Source organism: Microcoleus sp. PH2017_34_RAT_O_A, from assembly GCF_020737885.1.
GTDB lineage: Bacteria > Cyanobacteriota > Cyanobacteriia > Cyanobacteriales > Microcoleaceae > Microcoleus.
In genome coordinates, this window is sequence record NZ_JAEQDD010000074.1 from 1 (window position 1) to 24816 (window position 24816).

Genomic DNA, 24816 nt, shown 5'->3' on the forward strand with positions numbered 1-24816 from the left:
GGTTTGGTAGTTTTTCTCATTGTCAAATACCTGGAAAGTAGACCACTCATATTTATCAATGCACTATTTTGTGATTTTGTCAATGCGTAAGTCCTAGAATTTTGAACCAAGTAATCTTGGATTTTGAACGAATCTTTGAAAACTTACCAGAAAAAGCTCAGAATAAATCAAAATTAGTAGAAGAAGTCTTAGAATTATTAATAATTTTTTCTATTGAAATTTCTTGTGCCAGACTTCACCCCCAAGAAATTAGTCAAATAGATCAGAAGTTAGCTGAAGAAATGATGTCAGAGACAAGGCGCAATAATCATAGTATTTTAACAGAAAAAAATAATGCCAATACTGAACATACTGAACATAAAGATTCTATATTCAAAAAGTATCAAAAGCTTTATAACTCCTATTACTTTAGTGGATTACGAGCTTTTTCTGGAGTGTACCCAAGCTTATTATGGTGGGAAGCTTTTTTTGACAAAGGTCTGATCGATCGGAAAAATTTAGAAGAATCACTGCCAAATTCCAAATTTTTCCAAGAGGAAAACGCACCCAATTGGATGAAATTGTTGCGTTATTCTATGCTTACTGATGAAGAATTCGATAAAACACTTGATCTAGTTAAATCAGAGTATCTGAATAGGGTTTTTGAAGATATCGGAATAATCAAGCATATTACCGGATTATTCTTACTATTTTCTGATATTAAGGTATACGACAAGGACAAAAAATCTATTATTGATGAAGCTAAAGAATATATTGATCAACTAAAGAATTCTGGCAGGCTAGATACAGAGTATCGTTCTAATCCATTCGGAGATGTTTATATGAGTATTGAATTTAACAGTAAAGACGATCCAGGCTTTAAAGAATTTGATAATTATATTAAGCAATGTCAAGAAGAGGTAAGGATTCAAAATATACCCAATGAAGCTAAAAAGATACTAGATATGATGCAAAATAACATCGCTATGTTTCAACATACAATATTTTTTAATGCTGGCAGCAATTTCGATAGTTTAGGGCAAAAATCTTATTATGATTATCCCATCTTGAAATATTTACCTCCCGAAGATTTTATGAAAACATTTTTGATATTGCCTTATCAGGATATGGGCTATATTTTTTATTGTCTAAGAAACAGATATAGCAGCCCAAATTTTGCGAAAAATTTAGTTGATGAGCTAGATTTTTTGAAGAAGATTCAAAGTTTATTACTAGCAGAAATTTCTCAAAAAATAGGAAAAATTAGCGGATACTTATTAAGTTCTCTCAATAAAGAATACTTAGAAGGAATTATTAGTAATCTCGAACAAGTAGAACAACCTCTTTAAGGGTGTTGACTCTGCGCCGTCTGTCACCCGCCCATCAAAAAAAAACCAGACTTTTGATACTCGTCAATCTGGTTATCAGTATGGCAAGTCGAGCTTTTTCAACTTACGAAAGTGGCTTGAATCCACTTTTTGATTTTATTGGCAGTAGCACGTTGTTAGTTGTTTTGTTTCATTCACCGTAAATCTCTTTCAATACAACTGCCAATCCCGCATCTAGGTCTTGCAGCGCTTCATCTAGGCTCTCATAGCTATCTTTTCCGAACCACAGCATCCCACCACAATCGCTCGCTCGCACAAAAGATGTTAAAGGACTCTCTGCCTGATCGCCGATTTCAATCCAGCCTTCATGTTCGTATACCCAACGAGCTATGTTGGGGTACATCTGTTCCAACGAAAATTTCATCTGAACTCGCTTACTCCCGGTGTCTGCGTCTTCATTATAATACAAGACCTTAAACCCAATTAAATTTCAATTCTAATGAAACGCAGTATATCAAGGAATGGGTTGCTATTCAAAAAATAGAGTTGGTTAGTCCAGGGTTGTATTAGTTTTTGTTGCAAACTTCTTTGATAAGTTGATACTCCGCATCATATCTTGGCGTAAATGAAGTTTGCCACCATGCTCCTGCTTTTTTGACAGCACCTTGTTGGTTGGTCAAAATGTAGTTAGTAGGACGAATCATCGAGGTTGGACAGTAAACTCTAAAATCTGCTTTCAATCTATCTCCATCAGAATAAACTAAAGTCGTTGAAGCAAGATATAATTCTGGCAGATCAAGCAGTTTAACCGAAATTGAAGAAGATGGAATAGGAGTTGGCTTAGGTAAAGTTACTGCTGGTGTAGGTGGATAAATTGGTAATGGTTGTGGTGGAGTTTGTGTCGGTGGATAATTTGGCGATGGTTGAGGTTGAAATGTAACAGTCGGAGATGAAGGAATTAGTGATGGTTGAGGTTGAGCTGTAACTATTGGAGATGGAGGAATTGGTGAAGGTTGAGGTTGAGCTGTAACAGTTGATGATTTAGGAATTGGTGATGGTTGTACAGGTTGTATAACATTTGGTGATTTAGGAGTAACTGGAGTTTTGGGAGTAGGAGATTCTTGTACTTGTGAAGGAGACTTAGAAGGCTGTGGTGATGCAACTATTGATGGAGTTTGGGCAATTGGAGTCGGTGATGGATTAGAACTAGCCGATTGTTCAGATGGTTTGGTTATCCAAAATCCTGCAATAATAGCCGTCGCAATGAAACTACCAAGCAACAAAGTTTGTTGGATATTCCCTAGTTTAGATGGAGCTGCGGAAATAACTGTTGGTTGTTGCTGAATATGCTCAGGAATATCTGCGATGGTAGGACGGATAATTTGATGAACCTGAGATGTTTGAGATTGCAATGCTTGCAGCATTTCCTGTGCTGTAGCGTATCGATCGCAACTATGAGCAGAAATTGCTTTATCTAAAATAACTGCTAAGGTAGGGCTAACTTGGGGAGCATATTGCTTCCAAAGAATTTCACCTGTGTAGTTATTAGTTTCTATATCCTGTGGCTGTTTGCCTGTTAGTAAATAAATAGCGGTTAATCCAGTAGCGAATAGGTCACTGCTATAAACTGGTCGTCCGGCTGCTTGTTCGGAAGACATAAACCCACGAGTGCCGATCGCAATTGAAGTCTGCGGACTTCCTGAAGAACTCATGGTAGTAGCTATGGCTTCTTTGACAGCACCAAAATCTATCAACACAGGCTTTTGGTCGGATTGTCTAATAATTATATTGTCTGGTTTAATATCCCGATGAATAATCCGTTTTTGATGAACGTAATCTAAAATCGGTAAAAAATTAACTAGAAAGTCTCTGACATAACTTTCGCTGAAACTGGATTCTGACTGGATTGTATTTGTGAGAGTCATGCCCTCTATTAGTTCTTGAACCAGATAGAAGTCATTATTTTCTTCAAAATAAGCATAGAGTGTCGGAATGCGATCGCTGTGGCTACCCAAATCTTCCAAAATAGCGGCTTCCCGTTGAAAGCGCTCTTTGATTAGTGGATAGATTTGCGGATGGTGAGAAACTGGGTGTAGCTTTTTAACTACACACCGCCGTCCTGATGGCATTTGGGTATCTTCTGCGAGGAAGGTTTCCCCAAACCCGCCAGAACCCATAGATTTTAAAACTTGATACCGATGATTTAATAGCATAGTTAAAGTCTAAAATATTGTTTTACGACATACAGCATTAAAGTCAAGCTAGTTAAAATATTCCGCTGTAAATCAACTATGTTCCGGGAACCGAGTCTGATATTCAGCTTACTTGATTTGAGAATCAGATTTGCGTTACGATCGCCCGAACCTTTCCGCACCCACCTGTACCCGTGAGGTAGCGTGTTTCCTTACTGCATCAGCCCCCTGGCGCTAAGCAATACCCAGCCAAATACAGTAATGCAGTAATGCAGTAGAACCTTGGGATGACCGCAAACAGAGAGAATATTGGTCTACCGTTGGCTGACGGGGTGAGTTTTGCCGATATCAGCTTCTGGTTGCGACTGACCCAGCCTCAGAAACAGCTATGATTTGGTTCACTTTCCTTTGTACAAGCTTCACCACAACAGAACCATAATCAGGTAAAAAGATTTAAAAAAAGGAAACTTCCTGAAACTGAGGATATAGAACGTTATTTGTAATATGGCAATAATTTTGGTCTAGGATTTAAATTGGAACAGAGAGGCAAAATGAACAAAGGGCGAGCGATTTTTAGTTTAATAGTAAGTTTGGCTGTTGTTGGTGCTAACTCTGGGCCAGTCTTTGCAGGGCTACAACAAGACAGTACAATGGCACCAAACCAAATAGCTCAGCGACAGCGTAATTGCAGCAGTCCTCAACAAAGTAACGCAGAGTACAAAGAGTGTATGCAATTAAGGTATGAAGCCGCAGATAAGCGCCTTAATCAGGTTTATCAACAACTGCTTCCTAAATTAAGTCGTAAACAGCGATCGGTACTTTATCAAGAACAGATAAAATGGATTAAGTCGCGGGACAAAAACTGCGAATCAGAAGTTTATGACAATCGCGGTGGTTCCGGTTATCGAGGTTTTCTCAATGAATGCTTGGAACGCAAGACCAAACAACGCACCGCTGAATTAGAGAATTATTTAAGAAAGAGATAAGAAAGAGATAAGAAATAGGAAGGATAGTTTATGAAAAAGCAATCGATTTTAGGAATTCTGCTCAGTTGTGCCGTGTTGGGAGCTTGCTATCTCACCAAACCCCAAACTGTAAATGCTGCACCTGCGTCTATATTTACACCCATTATCCGGGATATTAAGAATCAAATTCCGAGAGGATGGCTAATGCGCTTGCCTTCAAGTGTTAATATCAGCAACACTAAACTTTATCCGCAAGTCATTACAACCATTCCTGGAGAGTTTGCATTATTTCTGAATTCAGAGCCAAATTGCAATGCTAGATTCTGTTATTTTGGAGTTATTGCAGTAGCCCAAAATTCTAAATATGCTGATAATTTGCGTTCCAAGCATATCTTTTCTAAGACATTCTTCCAAAGAGTTAAGGCAATTAGACAACGCAGTTCTCAAACTAGGACTGAATCAGAATACACACTATTAAATAGCTCAGAAATGGCAGTGATAGAGAGAACGTCTATCACCTTAAAGCCAGGAATTCAGGGTGTTTTTATTGCTCAAAATGGCGGAGGGGTTTCAACTCCACCTTCTTTACACGTTCTTTGGAAACAAGATGGTTTGAATTATCGAGCAACTATAAAAGGTGGATTCGATTACGACCGGAGTGTTGTGATCCAAAGTCAGAAGTCAGCATTAATTGATCTAGCTATTTCGATGGCTAAAGAGTCTCCGATTAAAAGTGCTAACTAATTTTTTTTAATAGGAAGAACTATGAGTCTCCGTCCCCGTTTACTAACAGGCGGTACTCTCGTTTTTGGCGATCCGAATAAAAATCAGGAGTTATTGTGAAGATTGTACTCGCAAAAATATTAGAACACAAGGAAGCTTACGCCAACTTGCCGCTATTTCAATATACGCGGGATGCAAGCTTATCTGAAGAACAGCGGCTGTCTTTTTACCCGTGTATGGCGCATTTTATTCTGAGTTTTGGCGATATCAACAAATATATGCTGCGCTCCGAGCCTGCAAGCGATGAGTACCAACAGCGGGTGAACATTCATACCTATGAAGACGACCACCATTGGCTTTGGTACCTTGAAGACTTTGCAAAACTCGGTTTTGACAATCCCTGCGCTCCAACGAAGCTCATGCGTTTTTTGTGGAGCGACGAGACACGCCAAAATCGAATTCTAACTTACCGCCTAGCTGCTCTCATTTCTACAGCAAGTGCTGTAGAACGACTTGCCATAATTGAGGCGATTGAAGAAACTGGAAATGTTCTTTTCAGTACCGTGCTGGATCTAGCAAAAGCCATTGAGTTGCGCCGCAATATCGAACTGCGATACTGTGGGGCATTTCACTTTAACCTAGAGTCAGGTCATTTGGTTGGAAGCGATCGCATTGATATTTCAGAAATTTGCCTGGATGGTGCGACCCAAGCCCGCTGTCTGGATCTCGTCGATGAAGTCTTTGCGTTATTTGAGTCGTGGACTCACGAACTCCTCAGCTATGCGAAAGAACATTCCTTAGCCATGCAAAAGGACACTCCTTTTCCAGGTTAATTCGATCGCCTGCGATCGCATTTTTCTCAACGTTATCGGTAATATCGTTTACGAAAGCTCGGAGTTTGGTTGTGTTCTCAATTCAGATTCAGATTCCAAGTCGTAACTCCTTCGCTAGAATCAGTGCTCATTGACACGTCTTGAGTCCAACTGGCGATGTAAGTCCAGTCTGAATCTTCTAGCCAAGCCAGAGTATCAAAGCTAGTGGCTCGTTCGCGAATAAATCTAACATACAAATCAACGTTATCTTTAATCCACATATCATCCCCACGTATTTTTAACTGGATTTTGAGATGACCGTTCAGTCCATTCGAGAATTCAAAACTGTACCCAGGATATGGCATCGGAATCTGTCCAATACCAGGTGGCAATTCAGGTGTCTTATCATTCCTCCGTGGCAGCTTTGTTGGCCCGATGTAATCGTAGTTTCGGATTGCACCGCGTTCGAGGTCGTTTTCAGTTGGATAATCCAAGTTTAGTACGCGAAGTTCGGTGCCATCTCTCAAGATTATCGCCTGTACCAAACTATCGGTTCCTGCGAAAGGTGCATCCTTTGTTTCCACAATTAGTCTAATTGAACCTATCCACATACAAAACACTCCGTATTCAATAATGTTCGTTTATATTCTTTTCAATACCTATGTCAAATATTAAGGAAATTCTCACAAAACTTAATATGCTATTCCCCTCACTATTACATACCGCCTAACTAAATGTTGACCCGAAGAAAGCGGTACAAAGACATATTTATTCCGATCAAACTCAGCACTTGTATTCTCAACCAAACATATCAATAAACCGGAGTGCGATCGCCCTCTCCTAACTTGCCTACTCCTGAGCCACCGCATTAAGAAATACCCCAAACCAATGCAGCAATGCAACAAATGTGCCAGACTTTCAAGCGTCAGGTCGGGTATACACCAAGCATGAAGATTGAAGGTCACGGGCAAGCGAAAATCCTCACCCAAGCGGAAATCGAACTGTTGTTTAACGAGGGTTTGCAGACTCATCGCGATCGCACGCTTTTCGGGGTTTGTCTCTACACCGCTTGCCGCGTGGCGGAAGCTTGTTCGCTGGAAGTCGTCGATATATACACTGCGAAGGGCAATGTTCGACCCACAATCAACTTCCGCAAACACAACACCAAGGGCAAACTCCAAACCCGCACGATTCCCGTAATTGAGGACTTGCGATCGCTCCTGACAGCTTGGAAACCCAATATCGGCAAAACTTACCTGTTTCCGGGCCGCCACCGCTGCCATCATTGGCATCACCTGCACTCAAACTCGGCGGATCGGATTTTGAGGGAAGCTTTCGAGCGAGTTGGCATCGAGGGCGCATCCACCCACAGCTTCAGGAGAACCGCCCTGACTCAGATGAGCAACAGCGGTATCCCCTTGCGGGTGATTCAAGAAATCAGCGGCCACCGCAACCTCGAACAATTGCAGCGGTATTTGGAGGTAGAGCCGGAGCAAGTGCTCGGGGCGATCGCCAGTCTTTCGATGCTTTCCTACGCGGGAAAAACAGCATATCCTCACGTACAGGATGAATTGACTGCCGCGCCGTCCGCACCATTGCCCCCATCGCAACTGTCACACACCCCCGAAGGCGGATCGTCCCCTAAAGAAATCCTCGAATAACAGCCGGTTGGCATGAGGCGATCGCCCTGCTTTCACACCGCACGCAGGCGCTCTCAACTCAAGTTTGTTACAATTCTCATTCTCAGAGCGGGTGCACCTACAAAAACCTGCTTAAAGGAGAATTCTAGGGCGATGTGGCTAAAATACGGTGTTGCTCCCGGTGGCGAACTGGCGGGCATCGATGAAGTTGCGCGGGGAAAAACTCACCTCGCTTGTCTCTACTGTGGTGGCGGATTGACAGCGAAAAATGCGGTGAAAGAACATCACTTCGCGCATACTCTTGAGACTTGCAAGCCCGTGTCGCAGCGGATTAAGACCAAAGCTTTCCCCGCGCTGCCGCTTTACGATAATTTCACCATTCAGCTTAAGGGTGATGAACTCGAACAGTTGAAGGTGCTGTGGAAGTGCGATTCGTTGATTAGTGAATCTCGGTAATCAATCCGTAAATAACTAATCCAGTGAAACTTGACCCCTAGGTTGAGCACTGAACTCTCAGATTGATGAAGGTGCAAGTCCTTCCCGCAAGATTCATGCGTGACTCCTTATCTGCTCACACCGACCAAGCTCAATTCTTGGAGAGTGAAGCTCTTAACTGGGCACAATCAGACGGCTGTTATGGGCTGACACTGGTGCTAACAGGGAGTTCCAGGGCGTGAAACCGAGCCTAAAAAAGTAACTTACACTTAGGCAGGGCATAACTTAAAAAAACCCTGACCTCATCAGAGCTAAAGCCCGACGCATCATTTCCACAATAGCGTCCAGAATCTTGGGTTTCTGATAGTTAAATTGGCTACACCTAACGGAACAATCAATCATCTGAGGGAACGAATAAAAACGACTTGAGAGTCATGGATACGTCGATTTCCATGTAGGTAAGATGAGATACGGAACTCTCTCAAGACGGGTAGGATGCGAAGTAATTTTCGCAAGGTATTCAGAAAACACTTAATGGAGCAGAGCATGATTAGGCACAGTAGCAATACCAGTGAATCTTGGAAGAATCTACCGTGGAAGAAATTCCGCAAAGATTTATTTCGCCTACAAAAAAGAGTGTTCAAAGCGATTCAAGCAGGAAACAAGCGGAAAGCGCAGTCTCTACAAAGACTTATTCTGAAATCCAAAGCTGCAAGATTTCTAGCAATTCGACAAGTAACACAGCTAAACGCTGGCAAGAAAACAGCAGGTGTTGACGGTGTAAAATCTCTCGACTTTACAGGACGTTTCGACCTAGAAACAATACTCAAAGAGTCGGCAGGTAACTGGCATCATCAAGGACTACGGGAAATCCCAATCCCTAAAAAGGACGGGACAACCAGAATGCTGAAAATCCCAACTATCGCGGATAGAACTTGGCAATGTCTCGCCAAATACGCCTTAGAACCAGCTTGCGCGTTGCAACATTCCATGCTTACAGCTACGGGTTCAGAGCCGGACGCTCCGCGCACGATGCACAGAAAATCCTGTTCAACAATCTAAGAAGCTACTGTAATGGAATGGAAAAACGAGTGATCGAACTCGACATAGAAAAATGCTTCGACAGGATTAGTCACACCACCATAATGGACAACTTAATTGCGCCCAAAGGTATCAAGCTCGGAATCTTCCGATGCCTAAAAGCTGGGGTCAACCCCGATTTCCCGGAACAAGGAACTCCTCAAGGTGGGGTGGTGAGTCCCCTATTAGCCAACATCGCTCTTAACGGGATTGAAAGTATTCACAGATACCATAAGGATGGATTTAGAATAACTGGCAAAACCCCAGCGTCAAACATTGTCGAAACATCAATCCGTTATGCGGATGATATGGTGATAATGCTTAGACCTCAAGACGATGCAGTCAAAATACTTGCCGAAATTGATAATTTTTTAGCAGCAAGAGGAATGATGGTAAGTGCTAAGAAGACCAAGATTACCGCTACGACAGATGGATTCGACTTTCTCGGCTGGCACTTCAAAGTGTTAAGCGACGGAAGATTTAAAAGCTACCCCTCAGTGGATAATTTTAAAAAGTTCCGTTTGAAGGTAAAGAACATCGTTAATTGCTCGAATTATGGTTCTCAGGTAAAAGCCGAAAAGCTAGCACCAATAGTTAGAGGATGGAGAAATTACCATAGGTTCTGTGATATGTCAGGAGCAAGGTTTTCACTTTGGTTCTTAAATCACAGAACATACACGGTATTTAACAAGGAATCCAAAAATACCAGAGAATCAAGCGTTAAGCTTGTTAAGAAGGCATTTCCAACGGTTCCTTACTCCGAAAACAAACACATCTCCGTCAAAGGGGATAAATCGCCCTATGACGGAGATTTAACTTATTGGAGCGAACGCAATAGTAAGTTATACGATGATTTGACCTCTAAAGCCCTTAAAAAGCAAAACCATTCATGCGGTCATTGTGGGATGAAATTTATGAGCGACGAGCGAGTAAATCTACATCACATCGACGAGAATCATGATAACTGGAAACCTAAAAATCTTCTAGCAATCCACGAATCCTGTCATGACTACTCACACATGAGCAAAAGGGTCACTCCCTAAGAATATCGGGAGCTGGATGCACGGAAACGGGCACGTCCAGTTCTAACTGAGAGGTGCTGGGGATAATACCCCACATCGACTCAAACAGAGTACGGCGCACAGGGCTACGCCATTCCCAAAGACTTGGTAAACTTTCGGTGGCAGTTGAAGGGATTGCTGGAGTCAGAGGGCGATCGCTCTTGTCAATTCACTCACCTCGGCCTGATCCCTGTTGGCGCTCTTCCCCTGGCGTTGTTCAACCAAGTCCAAGAACCCTTGCTGCTGTCAGAGTTAGTTAAGTTGGAGCAATCAGCAGAGATTGCCGAAGCTGCGGGGTTATCTTGCTTTGATGAACGCTTGGCTGATTTGCAGATTTATCGATCGCAGCTTCGTCGGATTTTGGTGAACTCGCTCTATTTTTTAGAGGTGAAAGCGGACGACCACTGTTTCTATAAAATTGGGGTGACAACTCGATCGATCGAGGAACGCATCGCCGAAGTGCAGAGGGATGTAAGGGCGCATTACTCGGATGTGGTTGTCAACTTGCTGGGACTTTGGGAACGCCGGGGGAATGTGGAGCTGTACTTCAAACACCGCTACAAAGCGTTTAACTACCGCATTGGTAAGCTGACGGAATATTTTGCGTTTCCTGATGTCAAGGTCGTGCTGAATGATTTGTACGGGATGGAACCCAAAGTGCTGAGTGAGGTTGAGTTGGAGGCGATCGCTGGGAACACGGTTACAGTTGAGTCTGTCAATATTGACGTACAGTAGCGCGGAGTGAATGATGTTTAAGGTTACTTCCTGGATGGGTTACTCGTTGAGTCTGGCGGTTTTAGCAGCGAGTGTGGCGGTTGTGGGGATAGAGAGAACGATCGCTTCAACATTCTCCATCAAAGACATTGCTTCACAGATTGCCAAGAAAACGGATCTTCCTATTTTATTGCCATCAGAAGATGTAATTCAAAAGTATGAATCCAATGCTAATTATGCCTATGTTGATACATCGCATTCTGACAAAAGTGAATATACCGTTAGTTTTAATAATGCTCCTGGGAATCCGGGTAATGCAGCTCTTCGCTTTTCAATCAAAGCAAAGAAAGATGGCAATATAGAAAAAACATCACCTGACCCCAAAGCTAAGTTTAAAGATATTCAATTAATCAACGGTTCTAATGCGTTACTAATTCAACAGTGCGGTGCCGCTTGTTGGTCGCGGTTGCAGTGGAAGCGAAATGGCGTATTGTACGAAGTTTGGTCAAAGGCACGCACACCTGAAGCTGCAATAGCGATCTCGAATTCTGCAATTAAAGTAGGCGACCGTAGACTCAAATAAGTGTTCAACCTCAGTTCTGAGAAACCCGAACCACACCCTAACAGTTCCCCATGCCCAAGTTCCCCGAATACACGCCTAAATTCCTTCATAAATAATTAGCCGATGAATATCCATACCTTCTTGAGCCAAACCGAACGCCAACGGGTGAGCGATGGAGCCGTTTTACCCATCTTGAACGGTTGCGAATCCTCTATGAGGCAATTGGTGCTGCTCTTGCCACAATTGGGAGATTTCGACAGCCTTGAATATGCTTGGTGGCTGCGGCGGAACGCTCAACGGCTTGAATCCCTTGGGATAGCAATTCGAGCTGTGGGAATTGGCGATCGCTCATCGGGTCAGCAATTCTGTGGTTATACAGGATTTCCTAGTGACTGTTTGTTTGTAGATCCCACTGGCCAACTGCACCAAAAACTTGACTTGTATCCAGGTTTATCCTTAAAAATACCTGGTTTATCGGCCGCTACGAATGCTTACCTCAATCTATTGTTCATGTGTGCGGGAATTGGTAGCCCCGGCACTTTGGCAGAAGTATTTCGAGGATATCGTGGCGACGCCAGAGCACCTCAATTAATTGATGATGACGAAGTTATCCAGGCTTTCCCTCTTCCACCCCTCAAAGGCTCCACCTTCCGCTGGGCAGGTGGCAAAGGTTTCCAGCGTCCGTTTGAATTGGCAACTTTGCGACTGCGGAATATGACAGAAGTGCTGAGTAATTGGAAAACCTATGTTCCCAATGCGGCTTACCTCACTCAACGAGGCGCAACTTTCTTGTTTGATGCTCAGAGGGATTTAATTTACGAGCATCGAGATCGCGCCATCCTTGGTTTCGCTGCTGATATGAGCAATCCCCTGATATTTCTATCAGAAATGACGGCTGATGGAGACTCACTTGGACATGGCGGCGATATGCACTAACTAACACATTTATGGTGGGGGGCTTGGAGAAGCAAACTATACCCTGTACTGCGAAGTAGTTTGAACTTGCGTCTTCAAATACTAAGAGACAAAGGTATCCTTGATGCGGGTAAAGCAGCGGTGTATCGAGACGAGTGCGATCGCTCCCAACACCCAGTTCTGAGAAGCTAAACTCAACCAAACCCCCAACTCGCCCGCCATGCCCAAAGTCCCCGTTTTACGCCGTGTTTTCAACAGCCAAGGCCCTGAGTTTTAGTTGTTTTCTGGTAACTTTTAGAAGCCTGCACGGGAGCGTCAGCCGTCTCTTGACAATCAGCCGTCTCTTGATAGGGTTGGATCGATTTGCTCGTTACGGGAATCGGAGGATCTAATAAAAACGAAAAACGTGTCTTCAATCCGAAACTCTTCCGGTTGCTCGTTTTTAATCAAAGATTTTTTTGATTGCGAGCAAGTTAATAGCAGAGACAAAAGCCAGGTGTCTTCAATCAAAGGCTCTTCTGGTTGCTGGTTTTCAATCAAAGGCTCTTCCGGTTTCAGAACAAGCCGAACGGTGGCAAGACTAAACGACAATCTAATTATTTTATCAAATAAACGTCACTGCCTGCGAATTGAAACAACCAATTTCGCTCGATCATCTTTCATTGGGTTCTATTTTCTGAGAACTGCTTCTAATACCGTATCTTATCAAGGTTTGCTGTTCTTACCTATTACCTTCAAAGTCACTCTTATTTAATGAATTTTTAAACCGCAATATCCTCACTTAGTTGCCAGAAATTAATCATACTTTAAAATTATTAAAATACTGTACGTTTTGGTTTAAAAATTTTGGAAATTTTTAGGTTTGCGCCCTAAAAAAAGTGAAGAGGCGTGTCTATTGACCGCATCTTCACATCTTTAACAAATCACCTCAACTTCAATCAGGGAAGTACATCAATCTAGATGCTGGTCAATTAGGGCAATCAGTTGAGCGATCGCCTTCTGTTCTTCTAGAAGTAGTTCCTTAAGCTGGCGCATCTGCTCTTGGTTGGGCGGACGGTGTACCAAATCATCAACGAAGTCAAGGATTGGAGACTTTCTCAAAGGTCTACCCAAGGCAGCTTCATCTCGCAAGCGCTTGGTTCGCTCTAGCTTAAACCGTTGCAATCGGTTTTTCTGCTGACGGCGTGCGATAAGCCCGTCAAGTCTTTGACATTCGTTCCCAGTCTTCCTCGTCTCCATATATGTCTTTCACCTGTTGTTTCAACTCGGTTATCTGCTCGGTAAGACTTGCCACCTGGTCTTCAATGGCGTCTGTTTTATCTTCCTGGATTTCCAGAGAAATCTCCAGAGATTCGACGTATTCTGTTAACTTTTGTATTGGATCGGGCTGGGGCGTGTCGCCGTTAGGCCCGTTGCCATTGCCGTTGGTCATGGTCATTCCTCACTGGTATCTAATGGAAGAAACTGGCGATCGCTTTTGATACAGATAAAACTATCGCCAGCATTGCCGAAGAAGTTGTTACCAAATTGCTACCAAGTTTCATGCCAATTAGTTAGTTGGACTCAATGGGATTCGCTTAGTAACAATGCTCATAAATTCACCCTCACTAGGAGCAGGCATAAGGAAACTCCATTCGCTGATATGAGCGAACTGTAGTCTGTAAAGCCAGCGAATCGTGTATGTCACCCCATAGCTCGATCCAAAAACCATTATCCTTACTCGTTCATAGCCATCAGAGTGAGCTGGCAAACTGTTCACACCCCTGATGACCGACGGTAAAGTATCGTCTGGACTAGGCACAAAATCCAGATTTTGCGAATAAACCAATTGCGGCGTGAAACTTGGCGGCGTTACCAACCCAACATCAAAGTTTGTTGTCATAATTCAAGCCTCCTACTCGTTCTAGGGGATTAGTCGTGTGGGGGATGTTCCAGATATTCTTTCTTGGCGTGATTAGTTGTAGGTTGCATAATTGCCCTATAAAAAAACTCAACCCATTAACCGGACTAAAAGAGAAATTTGAGATGGCATCTTCTATCAACTCAAGAATTAATCGTCCCTCCCATCGCCCGGTGTTGGTGCTGTCGGTTCGGTAGGTGCGTTGGATTCGCTCACTATTCGCCAACACAGCGCACTTGCTAGTTCGTTTTGTTCGACACGACTAAGAACTCGCACGGTAGGAAACCAACGCTGCAAATGGGATAAGTCGTTGTTGACGCTCCCCGAATACGCTTTGAACGGGTCGCTCTCCAAACAGACGAAGGTTCGCAAAACATAGAGTTCATCCGAGTTGAGCCCATCCAATCGATTGATTAAGGATTCCAGGGAATATTTCCTGGGCGCCATATAGGGAACCACGGCTTGTTCCGCTAGTTCCCACCAATTCATCATGTTGTCTCGTTCGGTGGAATACAGAATCTCTGACTTGCGGACGCACACGTAAATCGGTTGTCCGTCTTCTTGGATTGGCTTGTCCTGATCATCCAATAGCCGACCTGTGAGGGTTTCAGAACGAACATCCGTTACTTCGATGCGTCCCATTGTGGTGCTGACGCAAGGGTTGGGTATTTCGACAAAGCTGGGTTGGGCTGGCGATGGCTGCCCGTAATCTGCGAACATAGAGGAAATCTCCATTTATTTGTGAGTGCCAAACCCCGCCCCAGAAGATTGCGAGTCAGAGGGGGCGGGGTTTGGTTTGTTTCTTTGTATGCCCGCTAACGCCAATCTGCGAAAGTTTTGCGAGCATTCGGTTCAAGGCGCTTTCAAGTTAGTTTTGGACAACAAAAGGGGTAGTTTTATGGATGACCCTTTAACGCCAGCGCTGACTTTGGCGTGCATAAATGTATAGTAACAACAGGTAAGGTACTTGTCAATCCCTACATTACCATTGAATATGTGGAGTCCCGCAGACAAACTGAAACAACAGGTAAGGTACTTATCTAGTTTTAGTGTACCTAAATAGAAAGCAAGGTAGTACAGGGTAGAGTTTAAGAAAGTGACAACGTTCTTAACACTTGTATGCCCTCTGATAAACCTCGAATAACCCTTTACCTGGACCAGCAGGATATGGAGCACCTAGGGGCTTGGGCTGATAAGGAGTTTTTAACAGTACCCCAACTGACACGAGTGGTAGTTAAGCGAGCTATAGCGGAATACCTAAAACAAAACCCTTCTAATCCCCCAACCCCCAAACCGGACAGAACCCATGACTCACCAACAGAAACCGCCCCGCCAGCCACCAAAGCCAAGCGGGGCAATAAAAAGAAAACGACTGAGCAGTAAATGACACCGAAATTAACCGGCTTTCCCTGCTATCGCTGTCACTCTAAGCAATAGGTGCGAGTTTGAAATCTGACTCGAATTCTTCAAAACCACCGAACAGCCCGCAGCGACCAGACTAGACAAAAAAAAAGTCCGCAGTCTTTAGAAGAGACGGCCGACAATCAAATTAATAAAAAAATTCTAAGACCATCATAGTTCATATCTGCCATTACCGCAAACTTTACACCTTTGTAAATTAACAGCAGTGAAAGCAGGGCCGTCTCTTCTACATATAGCGGGTTTTTTCACAAAAACCAGTGAGCACCGCTATGAGTAGCGAGAGAGGATTTATGAACGTTGCACACCAAATTCAATCTACGCATCTTTCCCCCAAACACAAGTCCCACATTGAGAGCCGGGGACTGCTAAACGATTGGAGTTCCGTCAACTGCCGCACCGTATCTGCTGATGAAGCATCAGTATATTTGGGTTATACGGCGAAATCCGGCGGCATCCTATTTGTGGGCAAAACCACACAATTCCAATTCAGACCCGATAAACCTTGGAAATCCTCCGGCTGCAAAAAAGCACCCAAATATCGATCGCCCGTTGGTGAGTACGACGCATTTTTGCCCCAGCATCCCACCGATAAAGATTACTGGGACGCAGAAAAACTCAAAGAATCTTGCTACCACATCAACGACCATCCTTACCTCATCATCACAGAGGGAGCATTTAAGGCGATCGCGGGATGCAGCCACGATTTACCGACAATTGCCTTGATGGGCATCAGCATGGGGCTGACTGCCAAGAAGAGCGATTTGCAGAACAAGCGCTATCTCGTTCCCACATTAGAATTCTACGCTCGTGCTGGTTTTGGGTTCATCATTGGTTTTGATGCGGATGCAGCGACTAACCCAAACGTCATTTGGGAACAGCGAAAACTCGGCCACCAGTTGCTCAAATTTGGCGTTCCCGTCCGCAGCGTTACGGGACAATGGGAACCAGGCACTGAGGGAGAAACCAAAGGAATGGACGATTTCATTCAGAGAAAAGGAATAGAAGAATTTCGGCGGATGCTGGCCCGTTCCGTGCGGTTCGAGGACTGGGAAAGCTCGCTCAGCGACGGCAACAGCCCCCCCAAATTCTCCCTCAAACCGCCCGCACCGCAAGATCTCGGGGCCCAGTTTGCTGAAGATTTGCGCGACAGGCTCTGCTACTCTGAGGAACACAAATCTTGGATGAAATACGAACTCCAGCACCGGGGAGTTTGGGGCGCTGTTAGCGAAGATTACGTACTGAGCGCAATTCACGGGCTTTGCAAGACTCGGGGGACTGTGCCGAACAACGCCTACTGCGCCAACGTTCTGGGGGCGATGAAGCGGGAGCTGTACGAATTCCAGTGGGGCGAGCGACCCTCAAACGAACTGCTGCCCTTTGAGGATGGGGTGCTAGAAATCGACAACAACCAGTGGCACGAACACGCCCCCGGCTTCCGGCTAACTTGGTCGCTGCCACGCTCCTACAAAGGAAGCGCCGTTAACACTGGATGGGCAAAAATCAACGACTGGATGAATCAGGCAACCGACGGCAACCAGAACAAAAAAGAAATCCTGCTAGCCTTCATTGCGGCCAGCTTGCGCGGTATGTCTTCCTTGCAAAAATTCTTCATGCTGAATGGGCCTGGAGGAACCGGAAAAGGGCTTTACACCCGGCTAGCCACCATGATTGTCGGCGAACGAAATACTTGGATCGGGAACCTCGAAGACTTAACCAAAGCAGACAAAGTGGCGGAATTGCAAACGAAGCGGCTGGCCGTTTTTGACGACCAAGAAAAGTACACTGGCAACTTGTCAAATTTCAGGTCGCTGACGGGCGGGGGGCTCCTTAGCGGTCGCAAACTTTACCAAAACGCGGTCAGTTTCCGCTTTCCGGGGCTGGCCCTAATCACCGCAAATCAGCCGTGTTTCCCCGCCAGCGGTCTGTCTTGGTTGAAGCGCCGGATCGTGCAGGAGGAATTTCGGTACACCCCAGTCAAGCGCAACCGCCACCTCGAACGGGAGCTAGAGCCGGAGCTGAGCGCGTTCACCCAGTACCTGCTGACAATTCCAGTTGCCGAAATCGAGCGCATCTTGGGCCAGGAGGGTTGCGGTATCAACGGCACTTTCTGGGCAGATCGGGTGCGGGCCGACCCGATGGCATCGTGGGTCAACGACTGCCTCATACATGACCCAGCAGCCCAAACCGCGATCGGGGGCGATAAAGATGAATGGAAGGACGACGATTACAAGGCAGCCAAGTCCACACTATTCGGTTCTTACCACCACTACTGCCGCAGTGCCGGATACAGCGCCAAAGGTAAAAACAACTTCTCAGCAGACTTGGTAGAGCTTTGCCAGTTCGTCCTTGAATGGAAAGATGTTTTGAAAGATCGGACTGCTTCTGGCACGGTAATCAAAGGATTGCGGTTGCGGACGGATGCCGACACCAACATTGCCACCGTGGAAGATTTGTTATCTCAAAATGTAGACCTAGATCTGCATAATGTAGACCTAGGTCTGCATAATGCAGACCTGAATGTAGACCTAAAAGCTTTAACAGACAAGGCTTGTGTAGACTATGTAGACCTAAACCAAAAAGTTTTGGAAGAAATAGAAACTGAAATTTTACCGCCGATATCAGGTTCGATGCCGATATCAGGTTCGATGCCGATATCAGGTTCGATGCCGATATCAGGTTCGATGCCGATATCAGGTTCGATGCCGATATCAGGTTCGATCTCGCCAGCCACTGATTCAAACCTCAACAAAGATGATTCTGAGAAAGTTATCCCCTCTCAGGTCTACACGGCCAACACAAACCATACAGGCCAAAGTATTGAGCCTCTGGATGGTCTACATTCAGGTCTGCATTCAGGTCTGCATTCAGGTCTGCATTCAGGTCTACATTCAGATGACACGTCACCTTCTGAAGTTCCAATCCCGTCGCCAGAGTCAGAGCAAGCACCACTAATTGACTCGATCGACGCCGAACAGCAAATGGCAAAGCAAGTATCGATCGAAGCCACAGACAAATTTGAACCCGCCGTTAACCTAGAGTTAGTTGAACAGATAGTCGAGGGGGTGCTCCAAGCGATCGCAGAAAATGACCCCGCAGCGGCTAGGAAAGCTGTTGCACCTATAAAACGTGACCCGACAGGCGACCTCAAGACAGCAGTTAAAAATTCCTTGACTGATGAGGAAAATGCAGCTTTCAAGGTTTTGGTTGCCAAGCCACAAACCTCATCTGAGCCTGGTGCAGAGTCGGAGCCACAAACTCCATTCGATAGTTAGCAAATATTCCGTCGCATGGATCGCCCAATGGCTGACTACCGAGTTAGAGCATTTGGTATGCGATCGCATGGACGACTTTTTGCGCCGAGTCGATCGCCCAGACTAAAGCCAAATTCTGCCTCTGTTTTTAACCCACCTTATCCCAAGGGGCTAGTTTTACGCTGCCAATCCAAGAGAGCCGGTTACACTTGGCTTGCTTGGACAGATTTACCTCGGTTTTCCGGTTCTCCATTTGGGTCGAAAAAACTGAGATTTCCATACCCCCAACTATTCCGTAACTGAGAGCGTAAAAAACGGCGCAATGCGGAGTAAGTAAAGACGCGCAAGTTTTGTGTGTCCATGCCCCCCTGTAGTATTTGCCTGAATCTGGGTTTTTGGCAAGATTGGCTTCCTATTCAATGCAGGTTTTGACAATCTAAAAACCCTTGTAATCCTTATCCTGTATCAATTTTGGATAAATAGAATAAAATGGATATAAGTGTAACGTTCATAGACAAAAGTACAACATTCGCGGACAAAAATGAGATGAAACTGTACGAAAATGGATGAACTGCGAACGAATGTTGTCACATCAAGTTTGGTGTAATTTTAGTATTGGTAAATCTAGTTTGGTTGCAGTTTGGTATCGCTCGATTGCAGTAAAATCTAATTTGGTTGCTCCTGAAAATCGGTATCATTAAGCACATTTTTTCGTAAAATTGTGCAAATTGTCGATCGAAAAACCGTAGTTTATTGGAGGCGTCCGGTAGGAAGTTTTTAAGGAGAGTTTGTGCGGTAGATTTTTGTAAGGCGTGAATTACACTTACAAATGCTAGCTACGGGACTGCCACTTTGATGATCATCGTGCAATTCGTTTGTGAGTCAAGAGACCTTTTGCAAAAGTCAGCCTTAAACCGAACACCAAACGTAAGGATTCAGGCCGATCGCTTTTCGATTTTCACATTTTAACCTCAAATCCAAATTATAGCAGGTTTGAGCGATTAGTATTGCATGTCGCAATAACTAAAGTTGGTTCCGCAGTTCAGAAAAACAAGCTTCTATTTCCTCCCATGTTGGATAATTGCCATAGCATAAATTTTCGCACTGCTGCTGATATTCCTTGGCGATTTCTTGGCGTAATTCTCCTATGGGAAACAGGGCGATGCTGTTGCAAAATGTCAAGTTTTCAGGCGGGTCATATTGTTGTGGGAATTCTTGCTGGCTGAGGAAATCGCAATTTTGCTTGAGGTCGCTATATTCTCCACTCCCTAACATTTGCTGAACTTCTGGTGCCTGTGCTAAACAAAACAGGTCATAATAATGACGAGTTGCTGCTCCTAAAGGAACTTCTTCACGCTGGTATTGCCTTACTTTGGCATGAATGGCAAAGAGTTTTTCTACAAAAGTGCGCCGGAAATGCAGCAAAGTCATCGAAAAAGGCGATTCATCTTCAGCATTAAGGCTATCATTAATTTCGCGGAGAAATTCAGCCAGATAGGACGACAGCGAGACTGTTTGCAACGGATAAGTACCGCTGCGAGTTCCCATCTCTAGAAACAGACGCGAGCTAATTGTCCCCATCCCAGCAAATTGTTGAGGGTAGTTAAAATAGCTGTGCCGATAGATTCCTCGCTTGGATTGAGATTGGTTTAATGTTAATCTTGGATGCTGGCTGACGGCAGTTTCTATTGCTTTCAACTCTTTGTCAGCTCGACTTTCCCCGTATCGTGGGATAAACGCATCTTTGTTCAAAAATAAGTCAATATCTTCGGAGAAGCGTTCGATGAGCTTCCATCCTTTTGAAAGGCTCGTTCCTCCTTTAAAAATAACTTGATTTTGCCACTGACTCGCTACTATTCGCAGCGCTTCAGTGACATAGTAATCTTTTTCGATGAATGCTTCGGTAAGATTGAGGTTGGCAAAGTGTTCTCTGGCAGCCAGGATAGCATCGCGAAAATCGGGAGATTCGCAAAGTTTCATTTTGCTTGCCATTCCTGAGCATAACAAAGGTTTCTCAGAATCCCAAAGTCAAACCGGGAAATCGGATTTAAGTTTTGGTGAAGTTGTTGGAGTTGCTGACGGCTTTTACCTAGTTCTTGACCAATTGCGCCTAGCATTGCTCGCACGCGAGGAGGTTCGGCATCTGCTACGGCTATTAAGCGCTCAAAGCTCACGCCCTCACGAAAGCACTCTAGCAGGCGTTGCTTAGTTTGCTCAGGTGATAATTCGCTCAGCTTTGCTCTCGACCTCAACAAATCCAGCAACGCTGCTTCTGTGTTAGAGAGATGTTTCCATGTTTCAGGCCTGCGGGTGTGAACTTTCGCCCGATCGCCGATAATGGTACGGGGAACGCTATTTGCGGTCGTCGCAAACTCACTTTGTATAGAGTTTTGAGTGGTAAATCCCAAAAGGTTGGCAGCGCTAAGTCCTGCTGGCTGTAGAGTTTGAGCGATCGGCAATTTTTGAATCTCACTTTGAGAGGGGCGGCTGATGCCAAAGCGCGTTTGGCGGGGCCGATAATAAAGTCCTTTACTGACTCGTTCTAGCGTTCCTGTTTTTACCATGCGGGAGAGGGTTTTGCTAACCGCAGTTGGCGGTAGTCCAGAAAAGTCAGATAGCCGCCAGTAACCTTCTCCCTGTTGCTCTATTTGCCGGTGAATCAGCGCGGAGGTATTAACTCGAATCGGTTTCATGGCTTGAATCCAATATTTAGCCTCACTTGTATTATTCTTGGAGCTGCGCGTGATGTCAAGTTTTTTTGCAAAAAAACTTGACAACTTAAGCAAAGGCTGTTTCATAACCCTCTTCTGTCATTCTCCGAAAACAAAAATAGAATGTAACTTTTAAAACTTTTACTGGGATTAGCTTTGTGGCTTTATTTTTTAATACGATCGATACAATCAGTGCTTGAGAGTAAAACTCTTATTTGGCAAGGGTTATACCTTTTCTAGCTTTGGCTCTATTCTTGCTTCCCTTCTGAGTTTTAACTTGTGTTCTTGCATTTTGATAAAATCTCTCAATTCTTGCCCAAGCTCTTTCAGTGTGAGCTTGTCAAGCCTGAGAATTGACACTTTCCTCGACTCTACCTCTCGGCTGTACCCCGAATAAGCTCTCCAATTTATGTCCGATGAATTCCCCATCATTATTGTCACCCCTCAAGCTTATGAACTCTCTAATCAGGAAGCAATGGGGAGCAAGTATAAGTTTTGGTTTGAACACCCAGAACTCGGTCGTTGTCTGTACAAACAAGCAAGACTTGACTTAGGCGAAGATTGGGCAGAGAAAGTAGCCTCCCAATTGTGTGAATTACTGGGACTTCCTCATGCGAATTATGAACTGGCTGCCACAAGTGAGGGTAATCGTGGTGTAGTCTCTTCTTACTTTTTACCCAATGGTGGCACCCTCGTTCACGGTAACGAACTTCTCACCCCGATCGTACCCAATTACCCCACCTTTGCAACCTACAACCTATCACAACATACAATTGATCTAGTTTTGAGAGTGCTCTCTGACGAATCTGTGAACTTACCTATTGGTTGGACAGCGCCGAGCGGTGTTTTCATCGCAGTGGAAGTGTTTGTCGGCTACTTGCTATTAGATGCGTGGATAGGCAATGGCGATCGCCATCACGAAAACTGGGGAATTGTCCGAAATAAGGTAGTATCTACTATATCCGAAACAGTACACCTAGCGTCTACTACATCCGAAACAGCACACCTAGCACCCACTTACGATCATGCCTCCAGCTTGGGTCGCGACCTCTCGGATGAACAAAGGCAAAAACGCTCTGTAGAGGCTTATGCTAACAAATGTTTCTCGGCATTTTATGGCAGCGTTGGCGATAAAAAGCCCCTCAAAACTGTTGATGTATTTGACCGTGCTGCACGTCGCTATCCCAATGCAGCGTATATATGGCTGGAGCGACTTCAAAGTATCTCAAAGGCGAATATAGTGGATATTTTTAATCTAATTCCTAGCACTCGCATCTCGCCGGTTGCAGCCGATTTTGCTCAAAAAATTCTGGATTTTAATGAACACAAACTGCTTAACTTGAGGAAAACGTTACCGTGAAAACACACTCAGCGCTTTTTTTGGCGTGGCAAGATCCAAATAGCCGTTTCTGGTTTCCCATTGGCAGGCTAACATTTGACGGAGCCAACTATCAATTTGCTTACACGCAAGGCGTTTTAGAAGCTCAACAAAAATGCGATTTTGAACCATTACTCTCGTTTCCGCGCTTCGGTGAAGTATATACATCAACCTACTTATTTCCCGTATTTGCGAATCGGTTGATGCCGAAAAATCGCCCAGATTACTCAAGTTTTATTCACTGGCTGAATCTTTCTCAGCATGGAAGCGATCCAATTACCATGCTAGCCCGCAGCGGTGGGCGGCGAGAAACAGACACACTCACTGTTTTTCCTATTCCTGAGCAAGATTCTGACGGGCGGTATCGCTTCCATTTTTTCTCGCATGGGTTGCGATATTTGCCACCCTATGCAATTGAGCGAATTAACAGCTTAGAGTCTGGAGAAAAGTTGTGGTTGGCTCACGAATTTCAAAATTCCTATGATTCTAAAGCATTGGTTTTAAATACAGAAGACCAGCAAGTCGTCGGCTATTGTCCGCGATATTTGAATAGTGAATTTTTTGAACTTCTATTGAGGAATCCCAGTTGCGTAGAGGTGCGCGTAGAGCAAGTCAATCAACCGCCGACACCCTTCCAGTTTCGACTGCTGTGCAACATAACGGCTCAAGGCTCTAATGACTTTCGCCTTTTTTCAAGTTATGAATATCAATCCCTTATAGATGAGGGAGCAACTGCTTTAACCCTTAATTAATGAATGATATATCAGGAATTATCTTTTGGCTTGAAAAGGGAATCAAAAACTCCTCTACAAAGCCGTAAAAAAGTGGTTTGAATTCGCCGAAAAAGAAGATTTTTTTGAATTTTCAACTGAATCAACAAAAGTTTCCCAAGTTATTGCTCCAAAAGCAACAATAGTTGTGAGGTACTCAATCAAGCTTGTGTCTATCCTCAATCTGTTCTAAATACTGCAATTCGGTGGGAGTAAGAGCCGTTGCTCTTTCTAGCAAGTTCAGAATTTCTACTTCAAATGGATCTAGATTTCCTAATTTGTGAAGTCGGTCAGTGCGATCGCAAATTGCTTGAAGTCCCGGTTGATTGTCTAAAGGAACTAATTTTGAGCGTCAGGTTGTGAGCGATGGCAGGTTGCTTTTCAGGTTTTACCGAACGACATCGCCCCTGTAAAGTTTTGGCAACTTGAGCCGGACGACTGCGAGCATCATTTGCCAGTATAATTGGTATATTGCCAATATCTTAGCTAAAAAAATCATGGATTGGCTTATAAACAACTATGCCAACTTCAACGATCAATGTTCAACTCAAAGAAATTATTGCCCAAACCCGCCAGGGATTAGAAAATCTTTATGGCGAACAGTTAATCCGAATCATTCTCTATGGTTCCCAAGCCAGAGGCGATGCTAGACCGGACTCCGATATTGATATATTAATCCTTCTCAAAGAACCATTCAATTACTCCCAAGAAAGCGAGCGTATTTCTGTTTTGATTGCCGATATATGCTTAGAACATACCGTCGTGATTAGCTGTATGTTTGCCACACTTCAGAAGTACCAAGAGTATGAAAGCGGTTTCTTTCGCAATATCCGTTGCGAAGGAGTCCCAATATGAACCCAGAGCAACAAAGGTTACTTGATAACTGTAGTTTAGACTAAAAAATGATTGCAGCCAAAAGTAGCCGCCTTTGAATATCCGGCAAGCTGTTACTCAAAAACTCAAGAGGGAGAAGATTAA

24 protein-coding genes are annotated in these 24816 nt (G+C 44.3%); 15 read left to right on the forward strand and 9 right to left on the reverse strand.

Annotated features, from left to right (window positions below; all coding sequences use genetic code 11):
- The first annotated feature begins 101 nt into the window (after positions 1-101).
- Positions 102-1328, forward strand: a complete 1227-nt coding sequence (locus JGK11_RS22325) for a hypothetical protein (protein WP_293212931.1) — start codon at positions 102-104, stop codon at positions 1326-1328.
- A 169-nt stretch (positions 1329-1497) separates the two neighbouring features.
- Here JGK11_RS22325 and JGK11_RS22330 read toward each other — a convergent pair whose 3' ends face one another.
- Together JGK11_RS22330 and JGK11_RS22335 are read right to left on the reverse strand one after the other, a co-directional pair.
- On the reverse strand, positions 1498-1731 hold the full coding sequence (locus tag JGK11_RS22330; protein WP_293197607.1) for a hypothetical protein: 234 nt from the start codon (positions 1729-1731) through the stop codon (positions 1498-1500).
- 142 nt (positions 1732-1873) lie between these two features.
- Positions 1874-3520, reverse strand: a complete 1647-nt coding sequence (locus tag JGK11_RS22335) for a serine/threonine protein kinase (RefSeq protein ID WP_293212933.1) — start codon at positions 3518-3520, stop codon at positions 1874-1876.
- A 530-nt stretch (positions 3521-4050) separates the two neighbouring features.
- Here JGK11_RS22335 and JGK11_RS22340 point away from each other — a divergent pair.
- From JGK11_RS22340 to JGK11_RS22350, 3 genes are all read left to right on the forward strand, one after another.
- Complete coding sequence (locus JGK11_RS22340) at positions 4051-4485, forward strand: lysozyme inhibitor LprI family protein (RefSeq protein WP_293197603.1); 435 nt, start codon at positions 4051-4053, stop codon at positions 4483-4485.
- Positions 4486-4515: 30 nt separating this feature from the next.
- Positions 4516-5208, forward strand: coding sequence for a hypothetical protein (locus JGK11_RS22345; protein ID WP_293197601.1), 693 nt, complete (start codon positions 4516-4518; stop codon positions 5206-5208).
- Positions 5209-5303: 95 nt separating this feature from the next.
- On the forward strand, positions 5304-6020 hold the full coding sequence (locus tag JGK11_RS22350) for a hypothetical protein (protein ID WP_293197600.1): 717 nt from the start codon (positions 5304-5306) through the stop codon (positions 6018-6020).
- Positions 6021-6097: 77 nt separating this feature from the next.
- On the opposite strand, the gene JGK11_RS22355 is transcribed toward JGK11_RS22350, so the two are convergent.
- The gene (locus JGK11_RS22355; protein ID WP_293212935.1) at positions 6098-6610 is read right to left on the reverse strand and encodes a hypothetical protein; all 513 of its coding nucleotides are present in this window, start codon (positions 6608-6610) and stop codon (positions 6098-6100) included.
- 336 nt (positions 6611-6946) lie between these two features.
- On the opposite strand from JGK11_RS22355, the gene JGK11_RS22360 reads away from it, so the two are divergent.
- The 7 genes from JGK11_RS22360 to JGK11_RS22385 all read left to right on the forward strand — a co-directional run bounded on the left by JGK11_RS22360 (position 6947) and on the right by JGK11_RS22385 (position 12427).
- A complete protein-coding gene (locus JGK11_RS22360; RefSeq protein WP_293212937.1) occupies positions 6947-7660 on the forward strand; it encodes a site-specific integrase in 714 nt (237 codons plus the stop codon).
- A gap of 132 nt (positions 7661-7792) precedes the next feature.
- Entirely contained in the window at positions 7793-8095 is a 303-nt protein-coding gene (locus tag JGK11_RS22365) for a hypothetical protein (protein ID WP_293212939.1), read from the forward strand.
- Between the two features lie 525 nt (positions 8096-8620).
- Positions 8621-9136, forward strand: a complete 516-nt coding sequence (locus JGK11_RS32930; protein ID WP_366053968.1) for a reverse transcriptase N-terminal domain-containing protein — start codon at positions 8621-8623, stop codon at positions 9134-9136.
- Positions 9046-10197 (forward strand): reverse transcriptase domain-containing protein, encoded by a 1152-nt coding sequence (locus JGK11_RS22370; RefSeq protein WP_366035121.1) that lies wholly within the window; start codon positions 9046-9048, stop codon positions 10195-10197. Before JGK11_RS32930 ends, JGK11_RS22370 begins: the two co-directional genes overlap by 91 nt.
- A gap of 123 nt (positions 10198-10320) precedes the next feature.
- Positions 10321-10950 (forward strand): GIY-YIG nuclease family protein, encoded by a 630-nt coding sequence (locus JGK11_RS22375; protein ID WP_293212941.1) that lies wholly within the window; start codon positions 10321-10323, stop codon positions 10948-10950.
- A gap of 10 nt (positions 10951-10960) precedes the next feature.
- A complete protein-coding gene (locus tag JGK11_RS22380) occupies positions 10961-11512 on the forward strand; it encodes a hypothetical protein (RefSeq protein ID WP_293212943.1) in 552 nt (183 codons plus the stop codon).
- A gap of 102 nt (positions 11513-11614) precedes the next feature.
- A complete protein-coding gene (locus tag JGK11_RS22385) occupies positions 11615-12427 on the forward strand; it encodes a peroxiredoxin-like family protein (RefSeq protein WP_293212945.1) in 813 nt (270 codons plus the stop codon).
- A gap of 81 nt (positions 12428-12508) precedes the next feature.
- Here the strand turns inward: JGK11_RS22385 and JGK11_RS22390 are convergent, their stop codons facing one another.
- The 4 genes from JGK11_RS22390 to JGK11_RS22405 form a co-directional block, all read right to left on the reverse strand.
- The gene (locus JGK11_RS22390; protein ID WP_293212947.1) at positions 12509-12661 is read right to left on the reverse strand and encodes a hypothetical protein; all 153 of its coding nucleotides are present in this window, start codon (positions 12659-12661) and stop codon (positions 12509-12511) included.
- A 696-nt stretch (positions 12662-13357) separates the two neighbouring features.
- Positions 13358-13570 carry a hypothetical protein gene (locus JGK11_RS22395; RefSeq protein ID WP_293212949.1) on the reverse strand — a complete coding sequence of 71 codons (213 nt, stop codon included), beginning with the start codon at positions 13568-13570 and terminating at the stop codon, positions 13358-13360.
- A gap of 34 nt (positions 13571-13604) precedes the next feature.
- Complete coding sequence (locus tag JGK11_RS22400) at positions 13605-13838, reverse strand: hypothetical protein (protein ID WP_293212951.1); 234 nt, start codon at positions 13836-13838, stop codon at positions 13605-13607.
- 618 nt (positions 13839-14456) lie between these two features.
- A complete protein-coding gene (locus JGK11_RS22405) occupies positions 14457-15026 on the reverse strand; it encodes a hypothetical protein (RefSeq protein WP_293212953.1) in 570 nt (189 codons plus the stop codon).
- A 992-nt stretch (positions 15027-16018) separates the two neighbouring features.
- Between JGK11_RS22405 and JGK11_RS22410 the strand changes: the two genes are divergently transcribed.
- Complete coding sequence (locus JGK11_RS22410) at positions 16019-19000, forward strand: DUF3854 domain-containing protein (RefSeq protein WP_293212955.1); 2982 nt, start codon at positions 16019-16021, stop codon at positions 18998-19000.
- Between the two features lie 1002 nt (positions 19001-20002).
- Here the strand turns inward: JGK11_RS22410 and JGK11_RS22415 are convergent.
- Together JGK11_RS22415 and JGK11_RS22420 are read right to left on the reverse strand one after the other, a co-directional pair.
- Positions 20003-20959 carry a nucleotidyl transferase AbiEii/AbiGii toxin family protein gene (locus tag JGK11_RS22415; RefSeq protein ID WP_293205389.1) on the reverse strand — a complete coding sequence of 319 codons (957 nt, stop codon included), beginning with the start codon at positions 20957-20959 and terminating at the stop codon, positions 20003-20005.
- Entirely contained in the window at positions 20956-21672 is a 717-nt protein-coding gene (locus JGK11_RS22420; RefSeq protein WP_293205391.1) for a DUF6088 family protein, read from the reverse strand. Before JGK11_RS22420 ends, JGK11_RS22415 begins: the two co-directional genes overlap by 4 nt.
- Positions 21673-22099: 427 nt before the next feature.
- Between JGK11_RS22420 and JGK11_RS22425 the strand changes: the two genes are divergently transcribed.
- From JGK11_RS22425 to JGK11_RS22435, 3 genes are all read left to right on the forward strand, one after another.
- Complete coding sequence (locus tag JGK11_RS22425; protein WP_293205392.1) at positions 22100-23050, forward strand: hypothetical protein; 951 nt, start codon at positions 22100-22102, stop codon at positions 23048-23050.
- Entirely contained in the window at positions 23047-23820 is a 774-nt protein-coding gene (locus JGK11_RS22430; RefSeq protein ID WP_293212957.1) for an HIRAN domain-containing protein, read from the forward strand. Before JGK11_RS22425 ends, JGK11_RS22430 begins: the two co-directional genes overlap by 4 nt.
- 537 nt (positions 23821-24357) lie before the next feature.
- On the forward strand, positions 24358-24693 hold the full coding sequence (locus JGK11_RS22435; protein ID WP_293212959.1) for a nucleotidyltransferase domain-containing protein: 336 nt from the start codon (positions 24358-24360) through the stop codon (positions 24691-24693).
- Positions 24694-24816 lie beyond the last annotated feature (123 nt).